This window comes from Moorena sp. SIO4E2 (assembly GCF_010671945.1).
GTDB lineage: Bacteria > Cyanobacteriota > Cyanobacteriia > Cyanobacteriales > Coleofasciculaceae > Moorena > Moorena producens.
Genome location: NZ_JAAHIE010001067.1, coordinates 1 through 1,803, shown reverse-complemented (window position 1 = coordinate 1,803; position 1,803 = coordinate 1). Strand labels below are relative to the sequence as shown.

Genomic DNA, 1,803 nt, shown 5'->3' with positions numbered 1-1,803 from the left:
CTCTAAGGCTTGATCAAATTTCTCTCTAATTTCCGATAGGTTTTGACTTGCCGCAGACGCTCTAATGGTGGATAGAGAATCATCACACCTAAGGGAACTGCTGTCACTAAAATGGCGATCAGTACCAACACATTTAAAAATCCTAGTTTCAAACCGATACCTAAACTAATCCCCAAGGCTACCGATAACACAGGCACTCCTAGGGCTAAGATTTTACTAAACCCACGCTTTCGGCAGCTTTGAGCTACTCCTTCCCCTTCAAAGGCTGCCATAAACACTACCGCATCCACTGCTGCAAAGGTAGCAATCGCGCTATCCGTAGCGCGAAACTTGGCACCAAATCCAGCTACCAACATCGCTGCTACTCCAGCAAAAAACACTGCTGCTACGGTATCCATAGCCTTTAACGGAATACTAAATCTGGCTCTGACTTTTGCTACCAGTTTCGAGACCATCCCAGATGTCACAGCCGCAGTCAATCCCAGCATTGCCACCAAGACTGAAACAAAAGTTGCGATCGCAATCCCGATTGTCCCACTGTTACTCACAATTCCCTCCCAAGCCGTAGTTTCTACCCACGTAGCTGTAGTAGCTAAGCCAATCAATAGCGCTAGGGATAGATAGGGAAGTTTTTTCGTGGCAATTGGTACCGGAGCAGTATGGATTTTCAGGGGTAAAACCTGAGTTGAGTGTTCAGCATTAGTGTGAATTAATACCTCGCGCTCATAGGTTTGGTCTGCCATCAGCTTACTGGTATCTATCGTAATGTGGCACAACCCTTGATTACCATTAACATCAGCTGTGTCCAATCGAATCCAGTCATGGAAGTAGGGAGTATGGGGTGGGTCACTGACATGGGGAGCAATTTGCCAGCGGCTTTCTAAGGCTGTGTCTGGAACTGTGTTACAAATCGTAATAGTTTTTGTCAGTTTTTCCCCTAATTTTTTAGCCCTCAACTCTAGATAAGGTTGGGATAGTTTTGCCTCTGGAATCCGGATGACGTAGATTGGCTTAAGGGCTTCTAAAGCCGTTTCAGCATCAGGAAAACGGTCTTTAGGTTTCAGCTCTACCATCCTTTTCAGCCACTCCAGCCAACTCAAACTTACTTGAGGTAGACGATGCTGAAAATTGAGACAATAGTCTTCATCAATTAAAGTATTAATCGTAGTCGATGGAGTACCAGTTAGTAAACAAATCAAGGTCGCTCCTAACCCATATAAGTCTGACGCTTTACTTAGGGCTTTATCAAATAACTGTTCCGGAGCCATAAACCCGATAGTGCCTTTGGCTACACTACTCACCGCTAGTTCACTATCACCAATCCGAGCCAAGCCGAAGTCTACCAAAAAAACATTGATCGTCTCATCTACTAAGATATTTTCCGGTTTGATATCTCGATGAATGATCGGAGGAATCCGATGTTGTAGGTAAACCAGAATGTTGAGTAACCCAACCGCGATTTGCTTAATCTCCTCCGGGTCAAAACTACGAGGTACAGCCAAGGAAGGAGCATGTTTGTATTCTTGTATCAAACAACAGCCCCTAGTGGTTTGGAATGACCCTAAGTAACGGGGGATACCGGGATGATTCAGTCCCCGCAAAACTTGAATTTCCCCTTCTATGGTCTCATAGTCTGACCAGTTACTGTTGCGTTGAGCAAACTGAAACTGCTTGATCACTACCAATTGGTGATTGACCTGGTTTCGGGCTAGGTAGGTCACTCTCCCACCAGCGCGATTATGACCCAATTCCCTGATCACTTTGAAATCATGACTGGATAAGTCTAGAAAATTGCTCATGAGT

General features: G+C 45.0%; 1 protein-coding gene. It reads right to left on the bottom strand.

Annotation, left to right across the window (positions count from 1 at the left end; translation table 11 throughout):
* Window positions 1-2: 2 nt before the first annotated feature.
* On the bottom strand, window positions 3-1,803 hold a 1,801-nt coding region (locus F6K37_RS40700), incomplete at its 5' end, for a serine/threonine protein kinase (RefSeq protein WP_287256987.1).